Source organism: Geobacter metallireducens GS-15 (genome assembly GCF_000012925.1).
In the GTDB taxonomy this organism is placed as follows: domain Bacteria; phylum Desulfobacterota; class Desulfuromonadia; order Geobacterales; family Geobacteraceae; genus Geobacter; species Geobacter metallireducens.
The window spans coordinates 390,632-409,719 of record NC_007517.1; the positions used below are offsets into that span (position 1 = coordinate 390,632).

General features: G+C 63.3%; 16 protein-coding genes. 13 read left to right on the plus strand and 3 right to left on the minus strand.

Annotated features, from left to right (window positions below):
* Positions 1–236: 236 nt before the first annotated feature.
* A complete protein-coding gene (gene ileS / locus GMET_RS01750) occupies positions 237–3,008 on the plus strand; it encodes an isoleucine--tRNA ligase (RefSeq protein WP_004512322.1) in 2,772 nt (923 codons plus the stop codon).
* 4 nt (positions 3,009–3,012) lie between these two features.
* Positions 3,013–3,501 carry a signal peptidase II gene (gene lspA, locus GMET_RS01755; RefSeq protein WP_004512323.1) on the plus strand — a complete coding sequence of 163 codons (489 nt, stop codon included), beginning with the start codon at positions 3,013–3,015 and terminating at the stop codon, positions 3,499–3,501.
* Here the strand turns inward: lspA and GMET_RS01760 are convergent.
* Entirely contained in the window at positions 3,498–4,544 is a 1,047-nt protein-coding gene (locus tag GMET_RS01760; RefSeq protein WP_011365658.1) for a DUF3187 family protein, read from the minus strand. The two genes, lspA and GMET_RS01760, sit on opposite strands and share 4 nt — an antisense overlap.
* A 140-nt stretch (positions 4,545–4,684) precedes the next feature.
* Here GMET_RS01760 and GMET_RS01765 point away from each other — a divergent pair, with 140 nt between their 5' ends.
* The 4 genes from GMET_RS01765 (at position 4,685) to GMET_RS01780 (ending at position 12,106) form a co-directional block, all read left to right on the plus strand.
* Entirely contained in the window at positions 4,685–7,210 is a 2,526-nt protein-coding gene (locus GMET_RS01765) for a penicillin-binding protein 1A (protein ID WP_004512325.1), read from the plus strand.
* 122 nt (positions 7,211–7,332) lie between these two features.
* The gene (locus GMET_RS01770) at positions 7,333–7,617 is read left to right on the plus strand and encodes an HU family DNA-binding protein (protein WP_004512326.1); all 285 of its coding nucleotides are present in this window, start codon (positions 7,333–7,335) and stop codon (positions 7,615–7,617) included.
* Between the two features lie 202 nt (positions 7,618–7,819).
* Positions 7,820–11,368 carry a hypothetical protein gene (locus GMET_RS01775; RefSeq protein ID WP_011365659.1) on the plus strand — a complete coding sequence of 1,183 codons (3,549 nt, stop codon included), beginning with the start codon at positions 7,820–7,822 and terminating at the stop codon, positions 11,366–11,368.
* A gap of 78 nt (positions 11,369–11,446) precedes the next feature.
* Positions 11,447–12,106 carry a DUF1318 domain-containing protein gene (locus GMET_RS01780; protein WP_004512329.1) on the plus strand — a complete coding sequence of 220 codons (660 nt, stop codon included), beginning with the start codon at positions 11,447–11,449 and terminating at the stop codon, positions 12,104–12,106.
* A gap of 60 nt (positions 12,107–12,166) precedes the next feature.
* Here the strand turns inward: GMET_RS01780 and GMET_RS01785 are convergent, their stop codons facing one another.
* Positions 12,167–13,525: an MATE family efflux transporter gene (locus tag GMET_RS01785; protein WP_011365660.1), complete on the minus strand. Its 1,359-nt coding sequence runs from the start codon at positions 13,523–13,525 to the stop codon at positions 12,167–12,169.
* Between the two features lie 245 nt (positions 13,526–13,770).
* On the opposite strand from GMET_RS01785, the gene GMET_RS01790 reads away from it, so the two are divergent.
* The 3 genes from GMET_RS01790 (at position 13,771) to GMET_RS01800 (ending at position 15,421) form a co-directional block, all read left to right on the plus strand.
* The gene (locus GMET_RS01790; RefSeq protein ID WP_004512331.1) at positions 13,771–14,235 is read left to right on the plus strand and encodes a MarR family winged helix-turn-helix transcriptional regulator; all 465 of its coding nucleotides are present in this window, start codon (positions 13,771–13,773) and stop codon (positions 14,233–14,235) included.
* A gap of 67 nt (positions 14,236–14,302) precedes the next feature.
* Complete coding sequence (locus GMET_RS01795) at positions 14,303–14,635, plus strand: DUF1904 domain-containing protein (protein WP_004512332.1); 333 nt, start codon at positions 14,303–14,305, stop codon at positions 14,633–14,635.
* 51 nt (positions 14,636–14,686) lie between these two features.
* Positions 14,687–15,421 (plus strand): SDR family oxidoreductase, encoded by a 735-nt coding sequence (locus tag GMET_RS01800; RefSeq protein ID WP_004512333.1) that lies wholly within the window; start codon positions 14,687–14,689, stop codon positions 15,419–15,421.
* An 88-nt stretch (positions 15,422–15,509) separates the two neighbouring features.
* Here GMET_RS01800 and GMET_RS01805 read toward each other — a convergent pair whose 3' ends face one another.
* Positions 15,510–15,953 (minus strand): single-stranded DNA-binding protein, encoded by a 444-nt coding sequence (locus GMET_RS01805; RefSeq protein ID WP_004512334.1) that lies wholly within the window; start codon positions 15,951–15,953, stop codon positions 15,510–15,512.
* Positions 15,954–16,095: 142 nt separating this feature from the next.
* On the opposite strand from GMET_RS01805, the gene GMET_RS01810 reads away from it, so the two are divergent.
* From GMET_RS01810 to GMET_RS01825, 4 genes are read left to right on the plus strand one after another with little or no spacing between them, the layout of a single operon-like run.
* Positions 16,096–16,800 (plus strand): lysophospholipid acyltransferase family protein, encoded by a 705-nt coding sequence (locus GMET_RS01810; protein WP_004512335.1) that lies wholly within the window; start codon positions 16,096–16,098, stop codon positions 16,798–16,800.
* 1 nt (position 16,801) lies between these two features.
* Positions 16,802–16,981, plus strand: coding sequence for a hypothetical protein (locus GMET_RS01815; RefSeq protein ID WP_004512336.1), 180 nt, complete (start codon positions 16,802–16,804; stop codon positions 16,979–16,981).
* A 6-nt stretch (positions 16,982–16,987) separates the two neighbouring features.
* The gene (locus GMET_RS01820) at positions 16,988–17,404 is read left to right on the plus strand and encodes a tetratricopeptide repeat protein (RefSeq protein ID WP_004512337.1); all 417 of its coding nucleotides are present in this window, start codon (positions 16,988–16,990) and stop codon (positions 17,402–17,404) included.
* A 6-nt stretch (positions 17,405–17,410) separates the two neighbouring features.
* Positions 17,411–19,087, plus strand: coding sequence for a ribonuclease J (locus tag GMET_RS01825; RefSeq protein WP_004512338.1), 1,677 nt, complete (start codon positions 17,411–17,413; stop codon positions 19,085–19,087).
* The last annotated feature ends 1 nt before the right edge of the window (position 19,088 follow it).

Genomic DNA, 19,088 nt, shown 5'->3' on the forward strand with positions numbered 1-19,088 from the left:
GTCCTGTTCCCGGGACTGTGTCCGGCGATGGTTGTGTGGTGGTGAGATGACGGACTGACGTGCCGGTCATATGGCCATTTCGCATGACAATTCTAACCTTCCTCACCCTTTGGGTCAATGGGTGCTTGTCGACCCTTTAACCTTGACTTTTCAACGGCATACCGGTAACGTTAGACGCTTTTTCGACCTTTGCCCTGCTGTTTTTCTCGTCGATTACCCCGTAGTGGAGGACGTCCATGGAATATAAGAATACCCTCAATCTGCCGGTCACCGATTTTCCCATGAAGGCCAATCTTCCCCAGCGGGAACCGGAGATCCTCGCCGGCTGGCAGAAGAACGATCTCTACGGCAAGCTCACCGCGGCAGGGGAGGGGAAGCCCCGCTACGTCCTCCACGACGGCCCCCCCTACGCCAATGGCCACATCCACATCGGCCATGCCCTCAACAAGATCCTCAAGGACATCATTCTCAAGAGCAAGCGGATGCAGGGGTTTGACGCCCCCTACGTGCCGGGGTGGGACTGCCACGGCCTCCCCATCGAGCTCCAGGTGGAGAAAAATCTGGGGTCCAAGAAGCATGAGACCACCAAGCTCCAGATGCGAAAACAGTGCCGGGAATACGCCGAAAAATTCGTGAAGATCCAGCGGGATGAATTCGAGCGGCTGGGAGTCATCGGCGACTGGGACCGTCCCTACCTCACCATGACCCATGACTACGAGGGGATCACCGCCCGGGAACTGGCCCGCTTCGCCGCCAATGGCGGCCTCTACAAGGGGAAGAAGCCGGTCCACTGGTGCTCCTCCTGTGTCACCGCACTGGCGGAAGCCGAGGTGGAGTACGCCGACAAGACCTCCCCCTCCATCTACGTGAAATTTCTCCTCCAGGATGACATCAGCGCCTCGGTGCCGGCCTTGGCCGGAAAGAAGGTGTCCCTGGTCATCTGGACCACCACTCCCTGGACCATCCCGGCCAACCTGGCCGTGGCCCTCCACCCGGAGCTGGAGTACGTGGCCCTGGAGGCCGGCGGCGAGGTGCTCGTGGTGGCCGAGGGGCTCAAGGATGCCTTCATGGCCGCCACCGGCGTGCAGGGGAGTGTCATCGCCACTTTCCGGGCCGACATTCTCTACCGGAAGCGGTGCAAGCATCCCTTCTACGACCGGGATTCCATTGTCCTCCTGGGTGAGCACGTGACCCTGGACGCCGGTACCGGCTGCGTCCACACCGCCCCGGGCCACGGCCAGGAAGACTACGAGCTGGCCCTGGTGGAAGGGCTCGACATCTACAACCCGGTGGACAATCGGGGGCGCTACATCCAGAGCCTGGAATTCTTCGGCGGCCAGTTCGTCTTCGACGCCAACGCCACGGTCATCGAGAAGCTCCAGGAGGTGGGGGCCCTGGTGGGGCAGGGGAGCGTGGAGCACTCCTACCCCCACTGCTGGCGCTGCAAGAAACCGATCATCTTCCGGGCCACGGAGCAGTGGTTCATCTCCATGGAGAAAAACGACCTGCGGAAGAAGGCCCTGGAGGAGATCGACCGGGTCTCCTGGGTGCCGAAATGGGGACGCGAGCGGATCCACGGCATGATCGAGAACCGTCCCGACTGGTGCATCTCCCGGCAGCGCTCCTGGGGGGTTCCCATCACCGCCTTCTACTGCACGGAGTGCGGCGAGATTCTGGCCGACGGCACGATCATGCACCACGTGGCCGATCTCTTCATGGAGGGGGGGGCCGACCTCTGGTACGAAAAGGAGGCTGCCGAGCTCCTCCCGCCGGGGACCGTCTGCCCGCAGTGCGGCAAGAGCGCCTTCGAGAAGGAGATGGATATTCTGGACGTCTGGTTCGATTCCGGGGTTTCCCACGCCGCGGTCCTGGAAAACCGCCCCGAGCTCGGCTCGCCGGCCAACATGTACCTTGAGGGGAGCGACCAGCACCGGGGGTGGTTCCACTCGTCACTCCTGGCCTCCGTCGGGACCCGTGGCACCGCACCGTACAAGGAGGTCCTCACCCACGGCTTTGTGGTGGACGGCTCCGGCCGCAAGATGAGCAAGTCGGTGGGGAACGTGGTGGCCCCCGAAGAGGTGATCAAAAAGTACGGCGCCGAGATCCTCCGCCTCTGGGTGGCGGCCCAGGACTACCGGGACGACGTCCGGATTTCCCAGGAGATCCTCACCCGCCTGGCCGAGGCCTACCGCCGGATCCGCAACACCTGCCGCTACCTCCTCGGGAACCTCTACGACTTCGACCCGGCCACCGACATGGTCCCCTTCGGGGAAATGACGGAACTGGACCGCTGGGCACTGCACCAGTTGGAGGTGCTCAAGGAGAAGGTTTTCACCGCCTACAACGAGTACGAGTTTCACATCCTGTACCACGCCGTGAACGGCTTCTGCACCGTGGAGATGAGCGCCTTCTACCTCGACATCATCAAGGAGCGCTACACGAGCCGGAAAGACTCTCCGGAGCGCCGCAGCGCCCAGACCGTCATGTATCTCGTGCTGGAATCCCTGGTGCGGCTCATGGCGCCGGTCCTCTCTTTCACCGCCGACGAGGTCTGGGGATACATGCCGAAGCGGGCCGAGGCGAGTGTCCACCTGGCGTCCTTCCCGGAGCTCTGTCCCGAGCGGAAAGACGAGGCCCTGGTGGAGCGGTGGGCGCGGACCATGGCGGTGCGGGGCGATGTCTCCAAGGCCCTGGAACAGGCCCGGGTGCAGAAAACCATCGGCCACTCCCTCGACGCGGCAGTGACCCTGTCCGCCGAGCCCGAACTGCTTGGGTTCCTGAAGGAGTACGCCGGGGAACTGGCCACGGTTTTCATTGTCTCGAAGGTGGAGCTGGTGGGGGAGATCGCCGGCGAGTTCGTGGAGGCTGAGGGGGTGAAGGGGCTGAAGATCGGCGTCACCGCGGCCCCGGGCGACAAGTGCGAGCGGTGCTGGCACTATGACGAGGAAATCGGTGGCGATGCCGAGCATCCGACCCTCTGCCCCAAGTGCGTTGCGGCGGTCAAATAGGACCATGAAGCCCAACTACCGCATTTTCTCAATCGTCACGGCGGTGTCCCTGGTAATCGACCAGGCGACCAAGATTCTCGTGGACCGGACCCTGGAGCTCTACCAGTCCATTCCGGTGGTCCCCGGGCTCTTCAGCATCACCTACATGCGGAACAAGGGGGCGGCGTTCAGCTTCCTCTCGAACTTCGATTACCGCCGCCCCTTTTTCATCGCAGTCACGCTGGTGGCCATGGCGGCCATCGCCATCACCTTCCGCAAGCTCCGGGACGACCAGCGACTGGCGGCAGTTTCCCTTTCCCTCATCTTCTCCGGTGCTGTCGGCAATCTCATCGACCGGGTGCGGCTCGGCGAGGTGATCGACTTCCTCGACGTCTACTGGAAAACCCACCACTGGCCCGCCTTCAACGTGGCCGACTCCGCCATCTGCGTTGGCGTGGCGCTCCTCGCCCTCGACATGATCCGCGACGAGCGGCGCCAGTCCAAAGATAATTAAAACCGCTGCCGTAGCGCCAGGTGGAAGTTCACGTCCGGCGAGGTTTTCACGTTCAGATCCTCGGAAAGAGCGATGTCGAAGAAGGTCCGCTCCGTGAAGGCGAAGGAAAACCCTCCCGTCATGAGAAGGGAGTTGGTGCTGATTTCCCTCAGGTCACTCCCCTCGTAGAGGGAGGAATGCCACGTGGTCTGAACCGTAAGTGCCATCCAGTCGAGGGGGCTCCAGCCGAAGCCGAACGTCCCCATGGCCGCCAGGTTCCGCTGCTGGTCCCCGAGCACATCGCCATCCCCCATCACTGTGCCGCCGGCGTTGGCAAAGAGGGTCAGGTGCCCCCAGTCGCCGAGCCGGTAATCGTCGCTGGCGGCGAGCCAGAGGGCGAAGTCGACGCTGCCGCTTCCCCGCAGTTTGTCGCTGTCGCCGGTGGGGAGTTTCAGGGCACTCCGCAGGGCAACGCGGCGGGGGGCCGTCGCCCCGTCATCGTAGAGTTGGATTCCCCCCGTCAGGCGGATATCGCCGATACCTGCATTGCTGTCGTCGATCCTGAACCGATCGGTGCCGTTCGTGTCGTACCGGTAGCGGAGCCGGTCCCGGGGAGCGTACTCCCTCCCGCCGTTGGTGAAGCCGAAGGCCTTGTGAAACCATTCGATGAAGCCGTCGAGGAATCCTCCCGACTGAACGATGAAGGGAATCTCAATGCCTGCCTCCACGCCGGGAACAAGGCCGTAGCGCAGATCGAGGGCGAACCGGTATGTCTCGCCGTCGAGGATGATGTGCTCGTTCCCCTTGGAATCCACGGCGTAGTTGTTGGACAGATCGGCCACGGCGGAAACCTCGCCTTCCCTCGACGCCAGGATCCTGGCGCTGTCCGGCACCGGCAGACCGTGGATTTGCACGAGTGGCGCCATGTTCCCTGTCCGGAAGGGTGTGACTTCCATGCCGCGGGCAACCGTACCCGTGAGCAGCAGTGCCAGCCCGGCCATGGCCGCTCCTGCCCGTATCCGCCACGTCCCTGTCCGTTTCCCCGAACTACCGTTCATTGCCATACCAGGCCCCCCCTGCGGAACAATGGCATATCCACGGCTGCCCTGTCCCTGAGATTCAATAACTATCTTGAACTGAAATGCGCATCTGCGCTAAGGTGAAACGTTATCGCCATCGTAGTATACCAGATTTGGAGACGCTCATGACGCCTGCCAGCGGCAGACAGAACATTGACCCCCGGAATGTAAACCGGCGGAGAGACAAAAATCCATGGAAAGTTGTCGTCATAACGCTCGTTACCCTTGGTGTTGTGGCCCTTCTCGCTGTGTTCGGCTATTTCACCTATCTTTACGCCTCCCTGCCGAAGGTCGACCGTCTTGCCGACTACCGGCCTCCCATTGTTTCCCAGGTCTTTGGCGATGATGGCAGCCTTGTTGGGGAGTTTTACCTGGAGCGGCGCATCGTCGTGCCGGTGGAGAAAATTCCCCGGAAGCTGATCCAGGCTTTCGTGGCGGCCGAGGATTCCAACTTCTACCAGCACAAGGGGCTCGATTACCTGGGGATCGCCCGGGCCGCGGTGAAAAACCTCCTCGCTATGCGGAAGAAGGAGGGGGCGTCCACCATCACCCAGCAGGTGGCGAAGTCGATGCTTCTCACCTCCGAGAAGAGTTTTGCCCGCAAGTTCAAGGAGGCGATTCTTGCCACTCGCATGGAGAAGATGCTCTCCAAGGACGACATCCTCTACATCTACCTGAACCAGATCTATCTGGGGGGAGGCGCCTACGGGGTCCAGGTGGCTGCCGAGACCTACTTCGGCAAGAACGTGGAGCAGCTGAACCTGGCCGAGATGGCCATGCTCGCCGGGCTCCCCAAGGCCCCCAACTCCTACTCTCCCATCAAGCACCTGGACCGGGCCCGGGAACGGCAGGCCTACGTCCTTGAGCGGATGGTAAGGGAGGGGTACGTGACCCAGGCCGAGGCGGACCACGCCCGGGCGACCCCCATCGTGGTCAGGTCCATGAAGAAGGTAAACAGCGAGCAGTCGGCCTATTTCCTTGAGCATATCCGGATCAAGCTGGAGGAGACCTATGGGATGGACCGGCTCTACAAGGAAGGGCTGAAGATCTACACCACCATGAATGCCGAGATGCAGAAGGGGGCCTTTGATGCGGTGGTGAACGGCCTGAAAAACGTGGACAAGCGCCAGGGGTTCCGGGGAGCGGTCAAGTACCTTGGGGAAACCGAGGTGGATACCTTCAGTAAGAAAGTGGAAGACGGGATCGATACCGCGTCCCTCAAGCAGGGGAGCACCTACCAGGGGGTCGTCACCGCCGTGGATCCGGCAAAGGGGGATGCAACCGTGCGGGTTGGAGACCGGACCGGCACCATCTCCCGCAAGAACATGGCCTGGGCCGGCAAGGTGCAGCTTGTGAACGCCTGGGGCAAGCAGGACGGGAAAGGGAAGTCGCTCCCCTTGGGGAGCGTTGTCTTCGTTTCGGTGCTCACCCCTGATGTGAACAAGCAGGGGGCCATCTTCTCCCTGGACCAGGAGCCCGAGGCCCAGGCGGCGGTGGTGGCCCTTGATCCCCTGACCGGTGCCGTGAAGGCCATGGTTGGCGGGTATGATTTCCGCAGGAGCCAGTTCAACCGGGCCGTCCAGGCAAAGCGGAATCCCGGCTCTGCCTTCAAGCCGATCATCTACGCCGCCGCCCTCGACAAGGGGCTCACGGCGGCAACAACCTTCGACGACTCCCCCGTCGAATACGAGGGGGGCGGGGACAAGGCCTGGAAACCGAAAAACTACGACAACATCTATCGGGGCATCGTGACCATGCGCGAAGCCCTCACCAATTCCATCAACGTGGTGAGCGTCAAGATTCTGGAACAGATCGGCGTCGGCGCTGCCATCGACTATGCCAAAAAACTCGGCATCACCTCCCCCCTGGCCGCCAACCTTACCCTGGCCCTCGGTTCGTCCAGCGTGACCCCCCTTGAATTGACCTCCGCCTACGCCGTATTCGCCTCGGGAGGGTACCGGACAACGCCTTACTTCATCACCAAAGTGGAGGATGCCGACGGCAAGGTTTTGGAGGAGACGGCACCGCCGGTCATTCCGACCTTCACCAACCAGAGCACGGCCACCCTCACCAATGCAGACCTCCCACCCGCAACGGGCGCCGTTCCCGGGGGGGGAGCGGTACCGGCCATTGCGCCCGAAACCGCCTACATCATCACCAATCTCATGGAGAGCGTCGTCACGAGCGGCACCGGCCAGCGGGCCCGGGCCCTGGGCCGCCCCGTGGCGGGAAAGACCGGCACCACCAACGACATGAAGGACGCCTGGTTCGTGGGCTATGTGCCGCAGCTGGTGGCCGGGGTCTGGGTGGGGTACGATCAGGAGCGCTCCCTTGGCGCCGGAGGGTCGGGCGGGCAGGCCGCGGCACCCATCTGGACCGAGTTCATGCAGCGGGCCCTGGCGGGTATCCCCGTGAAGAACTTTATCCAGCCGGCGGACATCACGTTTGCCACCATCAATGTCCGCACCGGACGCCTGGCCCGGGAAGGGAGTCCGGGGGCGACTCAGGAGTGCTTTGTCGCCGGTACCGAGCCCACGGCGTACGATGGCGAGCAGGATACACCCACCACCGAAGAAAATGCCAGCGATTCCGATGGGTTGCCGGAATGGGTGCGCGCTGGGCGTCTGCCGCGACGGTCCGAAAGTCGCTAATCCCTTGCGGGGCAACGGTTTACGACCCATGAAAAAATTATTTTTCTCCAAATAATCCCTTGCAATGTGGAAATTTCTGTCTATAGTATTCGCCAGAATTACCTTAACAAGGAGGGTTGATCATGACCAAAGCTGAACTTGTGGATGCCGTAGCGAAATCTGCCAACCTCACCAAGGCTGCCGCCGACAAGGCGGTGGGCGCCGTAATCAGTGCCGTGAGCGATGCCCTCAAGAAGGGCGACAAAGTGACCCTGGTTGGATTCGGGAGCTTCGAGGTGTCCACCCGCAAGGCCCGTACCGGCCGTAACCCCCAAACCGGCAAAGAGATCAAGATCGCTGCTGCCAAGGTTCCCAAGTTCCGCCCGGGCAAGGCTCTCAAGGACGCCGTTGCCGCCAAGAAAAAATAATTTCCGCGCGTCCCCCATGGGGAGACGTTGCTGATATAATTATACATGTGATAAGAAACCCCGCCGGTGCGGGGTTTTTTCATTGCTGAACTCTTTGGGGGAAAGCTTCGGGGGGGGCTCTCCTTTCAGGCCGAACGACCATGTGCCCTTGTCAACGGCCCCTATCCCGGTTACAGTCTCGTCTCAGGAGGAAGATGCCGCGATGACCCCTGCCCTGGAGCCAGCACCGACTCAACCGGTACGACGCCGTACCCTTGCGTGCATCCTGGCATGCGTTGCGCTCTTCATCCTCTTCGTTCCCGTCGCCTTCAAGCTCTATCTGACCTCGCCCCAGGCGGCCAGCCATCTCTCCCGCCTTCTCACGGACTCCCTGCGCTCCCCCGTGACCGTTGCCGCCTTGGAAACCCGCGGCGGTACGGTCGTTATCCGGGGTCTTTCAGTGGCCAATCCCCCCGGTTTCTCCGCCGCCCCTCTGGCTGTCGTCGACACCCTTGCCATTACTCCACGCTGGTTTGGGCTCCTCTGGGGCGACCGCAGGTTCAGTCGCATCGAAATCCGCGGAGCGAGGGTTGTCGCGGAAAAAAACAGGGGCGGGGTTTGGAACGTGGTGGAACTGCAGCGTCGGTTGCCGAAGAAGAGATCTCCCGCCAGGGAGACGCGGATCGACGAACTGATACTCCGTTCCTGGTCGATGACTGTGGAGGGACGGAGCGTTGCGGGCATTGCATTCCGGATCAGGGACCTCGCCACGCGGGGGTCGACCGATTCACGTCTGGATCTGGCCTTCGCAGACGGCGCAGGCAACCGCTACCGGATCGAGGGGAACGCCCGTCCCGGTCCGGCGTCCGCCTTTGACCTGATGCTCACGGCCCCTTCCCTGACCCTCGCCCCCCTTGCTGATGTGATCAAGCGCCATGAGCTGTTCCTGGAGCAGGGGACCGGTGCCCTGCGGCTCAGGGTAGCGCTTGAGGGGGGAGTACTCAGGGCGGACGGGATCATGGACTTTGGCAAGATCGCTGTCAGGGGTGGCAAGGGGACTCTCCTTCTTGCCGGTCGCGTGAACCTTCGGGGGGACTATGATCCCCGGCGGGACGAGGCCCACGTTACAAGCCTCGCCATAACCCTCGCGGATCTCGCAACGGCCCGGGTTGCTGCTAAGGTGAACCGGGTGCGGAAGGAGCGGGCTTTCTCTGCCGATGTCAGCCTGGACGAGGTGGATCTGAAGCGCCTTTCCCCCCTGGTCGCAGCCGTGACAGGGCGCCCTCTTTCCCTGGCCGGGCAGGTGGGAAGCCGGAATCTCCATGTCGCCGGTGACGGTGCCCGGGGGATGATCGCCATTGAGGGGGGGGGCGTTGCCCGGGACGTGGTGGTTTCCCTTGGCGGCCGCCTCCTTGTCAAGGGGGGGGAAGGGATAGTTTCCCTGGCGTCGGCTCCCGGGGGGATCCTTGCCAAGGGAACATTCTCCACCCCGCGAAATACGGAAGATGCCCTTGTCGAGAAGATTGAACTTCCCTTCGCCCTGCTCCTGACACCACGTTTCAAGCCCCTGGATGTCCAGGTGCCGTCACTGGCGGCCCGCATCATGGGGGTGCCGCTCACCGGCCATCTCAGTTTCAGGCCTGGTTCGCAACGCCCCTTGCTTGCGTCGCTCCATGTTCCATCAACGTCCCTCGTGCTCTTTTCGCCCTATCTGTCACGCTACGGCCTTCGCCCCACCAGCGGCACAACCTCTCTGGCTCTCGACCTCCAGGGGAAGGGGGCGGCGGATTTCGATGGTGAAGCTGCCATTCGGGTTGATTCCCTGGCGGCTGAAGTGCAGGGGAAGCGGGCCATCCTCGGCACAGGGGAGGTTCACTCCCGCTTCAAACGGAGCGGAGAGCATCTGTCAGCCACGGGTACGGCTCGGCTCGACGGGGCGGAATTCAACGGGAACGGGGGGGGAATCAGCACCACCTTCTCCTTTGCAGACCGGAGCCTTACCCTGGAAGATGTCAGGGGGAGTTTCGCCGCAACGATGGTCTCCGCCGGCCGCGCGACCCTGACGCTTCCGGCCGTGAAGGCGGGAGCTGCTCCGGAGCCTCGTCCCCTCTTGCTCCAGTTGGCGGGCGGAGCAGTTCGTCGCGGCGATGTCGAGGCAACGGGCCTTTCGGCCTCGCTCCGGGGCAGTCTCCATGCCGATCCCAAGGGCCGCTGGTTCGAGGGGGGGGGAGCCGTTTTCGCCGAACGGCTAGCCCTCCGGGGAGCCCCGGTGGGGGCGCCGTCGCTTCGGTTCACCCTGTCGCGGAGTGCAGGGGAGGTAGACCTTGGCGGGAAGCTCCTGGACGGAACCATGAGCGGTCAGGCATCCTTCGATCCCCGCTCGCCTGCAACGGGCGCATCCTTTTCTCTGGGGGTTAAGGACGGAAAGCTGGCGCTCGCGAGGACGCTTCTTCCCGGAAAGCAGCCGGTAGTCCCGGCCGATGGTTTGGTGTCCGGGACGGTCGCCGGTTCATTTGCCCGCGCCGGCGGGTTGTCGGCCCGGATCGATCTCCGTGCTGACGGCGTCGCCCTGGCAGGGGAGGGGGGGAAGCGCCTTCTCTCGGGCGGGGGAGCACGTATCGCCGGGCGGGTGGAGGGGGAGCGGGTCGTGCTGCAGGAGAGTTCCGCCACCTTCGGAGAGGGGGCCACCCTTCGGCTGCAGGGGGAGATGGAGCGGGTTCTCTCGCCCCAGCGGGCCGGGCGTCTTACCTTCTCCCTTCCCGCAACTCCCCTTGACCGCCTCATTGATCCGGTAGTGAACGCACTTCCCCGCTTCATCCAGGAGGCGACCGTCGCGGGGAGCGTGGCAGCCGAGGGGACCGCCGTGCTGAAAGGGAAGGGGGGGGGCGTTGACGGTACTCTCACCTTCGACGGGGTGAGCCTCGACGTCCCGTCCCAGAAGCTCCTGGTGAGCGGCGTGCACGGCACCGTTCCCTTCTCCCTTGAGTCCTCTCCTGGCACGTACCGGCGAGCCCGGGACGAAGTGGGATTCACCAAGGAGAATTTTACGCGACTTCTGGAGCAGTTCCGACAGACGCCGACGGCTGATCGGACCCTGACGGTCGGCAAACTCCGTTTCGGCCCCCTGGAACTGGGAGAGACGACGGCATTCCTGCGGAGCGCCAATGGTGTCGTGGAGCTGACCTCCCTGCGTTCGGGCCTTTCGGGAGGGGAGGTGCTCGGCAGGGGGTTCGTTGCCATGAAGGGGGGGCTTGCCTACGGCTGCGATATCCTGGTGTACGACCTGAGCCTGCGGCGTTTCTGCGATGCCATTCCGAAAATCAAGGGGTATGTCTCGGGCCGCCTGGACGGAATCGCGAGCCTCAAGGGCGCGGGAAAAGGGATAGCAGGGCTCGACGGCATTACCGATCTCTGGGTGCGGAATACGAAGGGAGAGAAGATGCTCCTCTCCAAGGAGTTTCTCCAGCGGCTCGCCGGCAAGAAGCTGAAAGGCTTCTTCTTCCGGGACGATCGCCCGTTCGACCGCGGCGAGGTGAGTGCCTACCTGGAGGAGGGCTATCTTACCTTCACGACCCTGGACATTTCCCATACGAACCTGCTGGGAATGCGGGATCTGAGTGTCACCGTGGCGCCGGTTCAGAACCGGATCGCCATTGACCACCTCTTCAGCGCCTTGAAAGAGGCGGCGACCAGGGGGAAGGCGGTCTCGCGGGGTGACGAGGCCCCCGCGGCCGAGCCCCCTGTCCAGACCGACTTCCAGTGGCGTGACTGAGGAACACGCTCTTGCGCTCCCATCTCCGGGCAGATGTGCTATAGTACCGGCAGTACCTTGCGAAACGAGGAGGAATCCATGAAACGAACCATCATGAAAGCCCTGCTGGCAGGACTCTTCGGCATGCTTGCCGCCTGCGCCATCATCACCGTCAATGTCTATTTTCCCGAAAAGGCGGTGAAGGAGGCCTACAAATCCCTTGACGAGATGCTCCTGAAGCCGGGGGAAGAGAAGCCAGCCCCGGACGGGCAGAAGCCAGCCGAAGAAAAACCGGCGCCTGGGCCCCAGAGCAAACTCCTGAAGGGGTTCTCCTCCTTTGCCTTGGTTGGGGAGGCCTTTGCCGCCGATAACTATGCGGATCAACTGGCCATCGAGATTTCCGGCATGCCCGAGGTGCTGAAGGCCTATGACGAGATGAAGGCGCGGCTTCCGCAGCTGGACCTCCTGCGGGACCAGGGGGTGGTTGGAGAGACCAACCAGGGGCTCGTGACGATCCGCGACAAGGGGAAGGCCACGCCCCAGGACGAGGCCCTGGTCAAGGCGGAGGTGGCGAACCGCAAGACGGTCATCACTGCCATGGCGCGGGCGATCCTGAAGCTCAACAAGCAGCCCGAGTCCAAAGCGACCATCGGCCAGGTGCTCCCCAAGGCGGCTGCCACCTATGCCGATGCCAAGAGGGAGGCGGCAAAGCCGGGGTGGTGGACACAGCTGGCTAACGGGAGATGGGTCCAGAAATAGGAAGAGATCGACATGCGTCGGACGAGGAGGGGCGGGGACGATATCCCCGCCTTTTCTGTGTCAGATGACTACCGCGTGGAGGTCCCGCTGCCGGTACCGCCACCAGAAGGCGACGGCCCTCGCGTACCAGTCGATGACGAAGACCCCCCAGACGGCGTAGAGGGAGAGGTGGAGCCAGTCGGCCGCCACCCATGAGAGGAAGACCCGCACCCCCCACATGGTGCCGAGGGTCACCAGGAAGACGTAGAAGGTGTCGCCGGTCCCCCGCAGGCTCCCGGCGTAGACGAAGGAGAGGGCCAGGGGGACCTGGGCGAAGGCCACCAGCCGCAGGAAGACGATTCCCTTCTCGATGACCGCCGGGTCATGGGTGAAGAGTCCGATGAGGGGCCCGGGCAGCGTCAGGAAGACGGCCGCCATGGTCCCCATCACCATGACCGCCAGACGCAGCGCCTCACGGTGGCTGATCCGCGCCCGGCGGTATTTTTTTGCTCCGAGGGCCTGCCCCATGAGGGTGGCCGCGGCGATCCCCATGCCGGCCCCGGGCATGAAGGAGAGGGACTCGATGGAGAGCCCGATCTGGTGCGCCGCGTAGGCGGCGGTGCCGTAGCTGATGATGAATTTCGAGTAGAAGAGCTGCCCTCCCTGCTGGGCGACCCGCTCCAGGGCCACGGGCCACCCCACCCGCCAGATGCGCTGGAAGAGCCCCGTGTCGGGGCGCCCCACCCGGATATAGCGGAGTCTCATGGCCTGGATCAGGAGGTAGAAAAAGCCGATGGCCTCGGAGGCGTTGATGGCGATGGCCGCGCCGGTCACCCCCATGGCGGGGAGACCCAGCTTGCCGTAGATGAGGGGCCAGGCCATGAGCACGTGGAGGACATTCACAAGGAGAATGGCGGTCATGGGGGTCCGGGTGTTGCCGGTGCCGTGCATGATGGCCGAGAGGATGTTGAGCCCCGTGGTGAAGGCCAGATAGAGAAAGACCAGCCGGGTATAGCCGGCGGCCAGGTGGAGGACGTCATCCTTCGCGCCGAGAAAGGCGGCCAGATCGCCGCTGAAGAACCACCCCAAGGTCGAGGCCGCCGCCGTCATGGCGGCACAGGCGAGGCAGGCGGCAAAGGCGGCCCGGCGGGCTTCCCGGCGCTGTCCCGCTCCCCAGAGGTGAGCGATCACCACCGTGGTGCCAGTGGCAAGCCCCCAGAAGACCGTCATGGTCACGAAGACGAGGAGCTGGCCGAGCCCCGTGGCCGCGATGGCCGCTGCGCCGAGCCCCCCCACGAGGAAGATGTCGACGATGGCCACGAGACGCTGGAAGAGGGACGAGAGGAGGACCGGAAGCGACAGGTTCATGACATTGCGGCGGATGGAGATCCGCTTTTTCCGCTCCCTGAAGTGTCGTGTCGTAAATCCTCTTCCCGTCATCCCGTATCCCCTAACCCCCCTGTCGGTCACGGCGTTCCCGTCTTCCGGCCCATGTCATCAGATCATTGTCCCTTTCCGTGAACGTCATGCTTTCGCCTGGAAACTATGCGGTTCCCCCCCGTGATTTGCAAGCGCTTTTTGCGCGGGACCCGGGCTGGTTGTCCCAACATAGTTGACGCGGAGTGCAGAGTGTACCAGCAGGAAAATAAATTGTGAACAAATAAATAGTATGCTATTTATATTGCATGAACCTGTCTGACGAAAAAATTGGTCGCAGCAACCTCTTTTATCGGCTCGGTCTCCTGACACGGCACTGGCGCCAGGTCCTGGATACTGACTTCCAGTTTGCCGGCTTGACCGACGCCACCTGGCGTCCCCTCCTTCACCTCCATCTCCTCGGTGATGGGACTCGGCAGAAGGATTTGGCAGCGTCGATCGGCATCGAGGGGCCCTCACTCGTCCGTCTCCTCGATACCCTTATCGCCAAAGGGCTGATAGAGCGTTTAGAAGATGTCACGGACCGCCGGGCGAAGCTGCTCAACCTGACTCCCGAGGGCCGCGTGATTGTGGCTCGGATCCAGGAAACGGTGACGGCCCTGGAAAACGATCTCCTCAGCCCCTTCAGCGACGACGAGATTGCCCGGGTGGCGGAATTCATCGAACGGCTTGAATCCACCGTGAACGAGGCCCGGCGGAGGGGAAAGAGATGATGCGTCGCGCAGTCCTGCCGATCCTGTGGCCGCGCCTCGCGCCGTGGCGGGACTTCAGGGGAGCATCATGCCCTATCTGAGATTCAAGGGATTCGACGAGGGCTTTCTGCGGAAGCTCGGTCCCCTGGTCGTGGAGGAGTTCTCCCGCGTGGCGGTCGTCCCGCCGGAAGTGGTCAAGATCGAGCTGCTGAACATCGTGCAGATAACGGCCACCCCCCGCTCGCTGGAGATATTCATTTTTCCGCGGGACCAGAAAAAACATGATGCCATCGCGGCAACCCTCGCCGGCATCCTGGGCCGGTACGGCTACGACGATGTGCATATCTTCTTTGTCCTTCTCTCCCCCTCCCTCTACTACAAGGAAGGGATCCCGCTCAATAACGTCAGCTGGCTTCCCTGATGAAAGCATGCCGTGGAGGCATTTTCACTGCTCACCGCGAAAGGAGTCATTATGGATCTCAAAGGTAAAACCGTTTTGGTTACCGGTGCCAACGGCGGCATCGGCGGCGCCCTGGTCAGGACATTGCTGGACAAGGGAGTTGCCAAGGTCTACGCCGCTGCCCGGAGTATCGACGCCGTGGCTGATTTGGCCCACGGTGGTGACGACAGGGTCGTCGCGCTCCGCCTTGACGTGACCCAAGCCGCCAGCGTGGCTGGCACGGCGGAGCAGTGCCGGGACGTGGACCTGATCATCAACAACGCCGGCGTCAACCGCTGCACGGGGTTCATGAGCCCCACCACCCTTGAGGACGCCCGGCTGGAGATGGAGGTCAACTACTTCGGCACCTTGGCCATGTGCCGGGCCTTCGCGCCGGTGCTGGCTTCTCGCGGCGGCGGGGCCATCGTGAACGTCTGTTCCATCATCGGCTTGGTCAACCTCCCCGTCAACGGGACCTATTGCGCATCCAAGGCCGCGGGGCACTCCCTGTTGCAGGGGCTCCGTGCCGAACTGGCACCCGGGGCAATCCGGGTGATCGGCGTCTATCCCGGCCCGGTGGACACGAAGATGACGGCGGGGCAGGAGATGCCCAAAGCGACAACGGAGCAGGTTGCCGCCGCCATTCTGGCAGGGGTGGAGAAGGGGGACGAGTACATCTTCCCCGATCCCATGTCGCAGCATGTCCATGCCATGCTTGAAAAGGACCCCCGTCAGGTGGAGAGGGATTTCGGGGCCATGGCCGGCTGATAATCCTGGACTATCCTCCTGAACGCATGAAAGCCGCAGTTTCGGTGAACTGCGGCTTTCATGCGTTCAAGGTTTCAGGCTACCGGGGTTAAAACGGAATATCGTCATCCGGGTTGAAGGCAGGTTCGTCGTAGGCCGGGCCGCCGCCGAAGCCGCCTTCCTGGCCGCCGCGTCCGCCGGAGCGCCCGCCGCCCCCTTCGCCCTTGCCGCCGAGCATCTGCATCCGCTCCCCCACCACCTCGGTGGACCAGCGGTCGCGGCCTTCCTTGTCCTGCCACTTGCGGGTCTGGAGCCGCCCCTCGATGAAGACGGTCCGCCCCTTTGCCAGGTACTCGCCGGCGATCTCCGCCTGGCGCCCCCAGAGGACCACGTTGTGCCACTCGGTCTTCTCCTCGAACTCGCCGTTCCTGTTCTTGAACTTCTCGCTGGTGGCGAGGGAGAAGCTGGCCACCGCCGTACCGCCCGGGGTGTAGCGGACTTCGGGGTCCTTGCCGAGATTGCCGATGAGCATTACCTTGTTGAGACTTGCCATGGGAGCCCTCCTTCGGGGCGTTGATGTATGCCGAAAACCGCTGCAGTGTATAGGAATTGGGGGGATTCTGGCAAGCTATATTTGGTTTGACGAAGGATGGAAAAAGTCGTAAGGTTAACCGGATTTACACCCGGAGTCGTGAATGCTTAACGGTTTGATTTATCTGCTCTTTTTTGTGCCGCTCACCGCCTTTTTCAGCGTGCTTGCCATGCTCGGCGGACTCGTCGATTCCCGGGGGGGATTGGCCCACCGGTGCGCCCTTGCCTGGAGCCGCGCCGGCCTCATACTGGCCGGGGTCCGTCTGAGGGTGAGCGGCGCGGAGCAGGTGCCGGCAGGGGAACCGGTGATTTTCATGGGGAACCACCAGGGGAACTTCGATATCCTCGTCCTTTCCCGGGCCGTCCCGCGCCGGTTTTCGTGGCTGGCCAAGGAGGAGCTTTTCCGCATTCCGCTGTTCGGGTCCGCCATGCGGCGGGCCGGCTACATTCCCGTGGACCGGAGTGACGGCCGCAAGGCCCTGCGGAGCCTTGACGCCGCGGCAAAGAGGATCAGGGCCGGGGCCAGCGTCATCGTCTTCCCCGAGGGGACCCGGACCGTCGACGGTTCGCTCCTCCCCTTCAAGAAGGGGGGCTTCATCCTGGCGGAGCGGGCGGGAGTGCCGATCGTCCCCTTCACCATCAACGGCAGCATGCGGGTGAACCCCCGCAATACCTGCAACCTTGTCCGCGGCGCGGAGATCTCGGTCCGGTTCGGTGCGCCGATCCCCACCTCCGGCAGCAAAGCCCTCAAGGGGCAGCCCCTCATGGACCGGGTGCGGGACTCCATCCAGGCCGGGTTGGAACGTTAGGATGCAACTTCTTTCCCTCGCACTCATCGCCATAGGGGGCGCGGCCATGGCCTGGGGACTGCCGGCGGCCCACCGGTTGGCAAAACCGTGGGATGTTCTGGCGGCCGTTGCCGCACTCTGCGGGCTGGTTGCCGTGTTGGTGGGGGCTCTTCTTGCCGTTGTGCCGGGATTTTTCGGATAGGAACCAGTGATCGAACGGACCAAGAACATCATTGCCAACGTGACGGTGATCGCCGTCATTTCCCTCCTCCTCATCGGGGGTAATACCTGGTGGCGGCAGCGGACCCAGTTCCAGCGGGGAGAAGCTGCCCTGGCGGCCCGTGATTACCTGGCCGCCATTTCCGGGTACGAGGCTGCAATCCACATGTATACCCCGGGGAGCTCCCTGGTGGAGAACTCGGCCCGGCGCCTCTGGGATATGGGGGGCGAATTCGAGCGGGCCGGCGACCTGGAGCGGGCCCTCATTGCCTACCGGTCGCTCCGGAGCTCCTTCTACGCGGCCCGGTGGCTCGCGCAGCCGGGGGAGGAGTGGATCGAGGGGTGCGATCGGAAGATCGCGGAGATTCTCGGACGGCAGGGGTACCCCCCTCCCGCCCCGAGGTAGGGTGCCATGGAAACTGATCAGAACCAACCCGCCGGCCTGCGCGTCATCCCCCTGGGGGGGGTGGGGGAGATCGGCCTCAACATGATGGTCTACGAGTACGGCGACGACATCATCGTGGCCGACTGCGGACTCATGTTCCCCGAGCCCCACATGCTCGGCATCGATATCGTCATCCCCGACATCACCTACCTGCGTGAGCGGGCCGACCGGGTGCGGGGGATCTTCCTGACCCATGGCCATGAAGACCACATCGGCGCCCTTCCCTACGTCCTTCCCGAGCTTCCCGTTCCCATTTTCGGCACAGCCCTCACTCTCGGCTTCGTGCGGGAGAAACTGAAGGAGTTCGACCTCGACAGCTCCACGGACCTGAGCGTGGTGAAGCCTCGGGAGTCGGTAACCGTCGGCCCCTTCAAGGTGGAGTTCATCCGGGTCTCCCACTCCATTGTTGACGGCTGCGCCCTGGCGATCCGCACCCCCGAGGGGGTGGTGATCCACACCGGCGACTTCAAGATCGACCAGACCCCTGTTGATGGCGAGCTGACTGACCTGGCCTCCTTTGCCCGCTACGGCTCCGAGGGGGTCCTGGCGCTCTTCTCCGACTCCACCAACGTGGAACGGCAGGGGTACACCCTGTCGGAGCGGCTGGTGGGGGAGGCCTTTGACGAGATATTTCCCCGCTGTCCGGGGCGGATCATCGTGGCGGCTTTCTCCAGCAACATCCACCGGGTGCAGCAGGCGGTGGAGTCCGCGGCCCGCTGCGGTCGCAAGGTGCTCCTGAACGGCCGCTCCATGATCGCCAACGTGGCCATTGCCCGGCAGCTGGGGTACCTGCGTATCCCCGACGATGTGCTGATCGACCTTCGGGAGATGCCGCGCCTGCCGCCGGAGCAGGTCTGCATGATCACTACCGGTTCCCAGGGAGAGCCCATGAGCGCCCTGACCCGCATCGCCATGGACGACCACAAGCAGATCAAGCTGGAGAAGGGGGACACGGTGATCCTCTCCTCCCGCTTCATCCCCGGGAACGAGAAGACCATCTCCGACCTCATCAACCACCTTTACCGCCGGGGGGCCGAGGTCTTTCACGAGAAGGTGTCCGAGGTGCACGTGTCGGGCCATGCCTCCCGGGAGGAGCTGAAGTTGATGATCAACCTGGTGCGGCCCAAATTTTTCGTGCCGGTCCATGGCGAGTACCGGCACCTGGTGAAGCATTCCCGGCTGGCCCAGCGGGTGGGGGTCCCGGAGGAGCGCTGCCTCGTGGTTGAGAACGGTGCAGTGATCCGCTTCGCCGACGGAGCGGCCGAGGTGGCCGGCAGCGTCGCGAACGGCCGGGTATTCATCGACGGCAAGGGGATCGGCGACGTGGGGGCGGTGGTCCTCAAGGACCGCAAGCACCTCTCCGAGGACGGAATGGTGGTGGTCATCATCTCCATCAACCCCCAGACGGGCGAGATTCTCTATGGTCCCGACATCGTCTCCCGCGGGTTCGTTTTCGAGGACGAGAGCCAGGAGTACCTGGATGAAACGAAGAAGATAGTCCTGGACCTCCTGGCCGGGATGTCGCCGGAAGTCCTCAAGGACTGGAACGAGGTGAAGCAGGAAGTGCGGCGCATCCTGAGACGTTTCTTCAACAAGACCATTGAGCGGCGGCCAGTGATCCTGCCGCTGATTATAGAGATGTAGG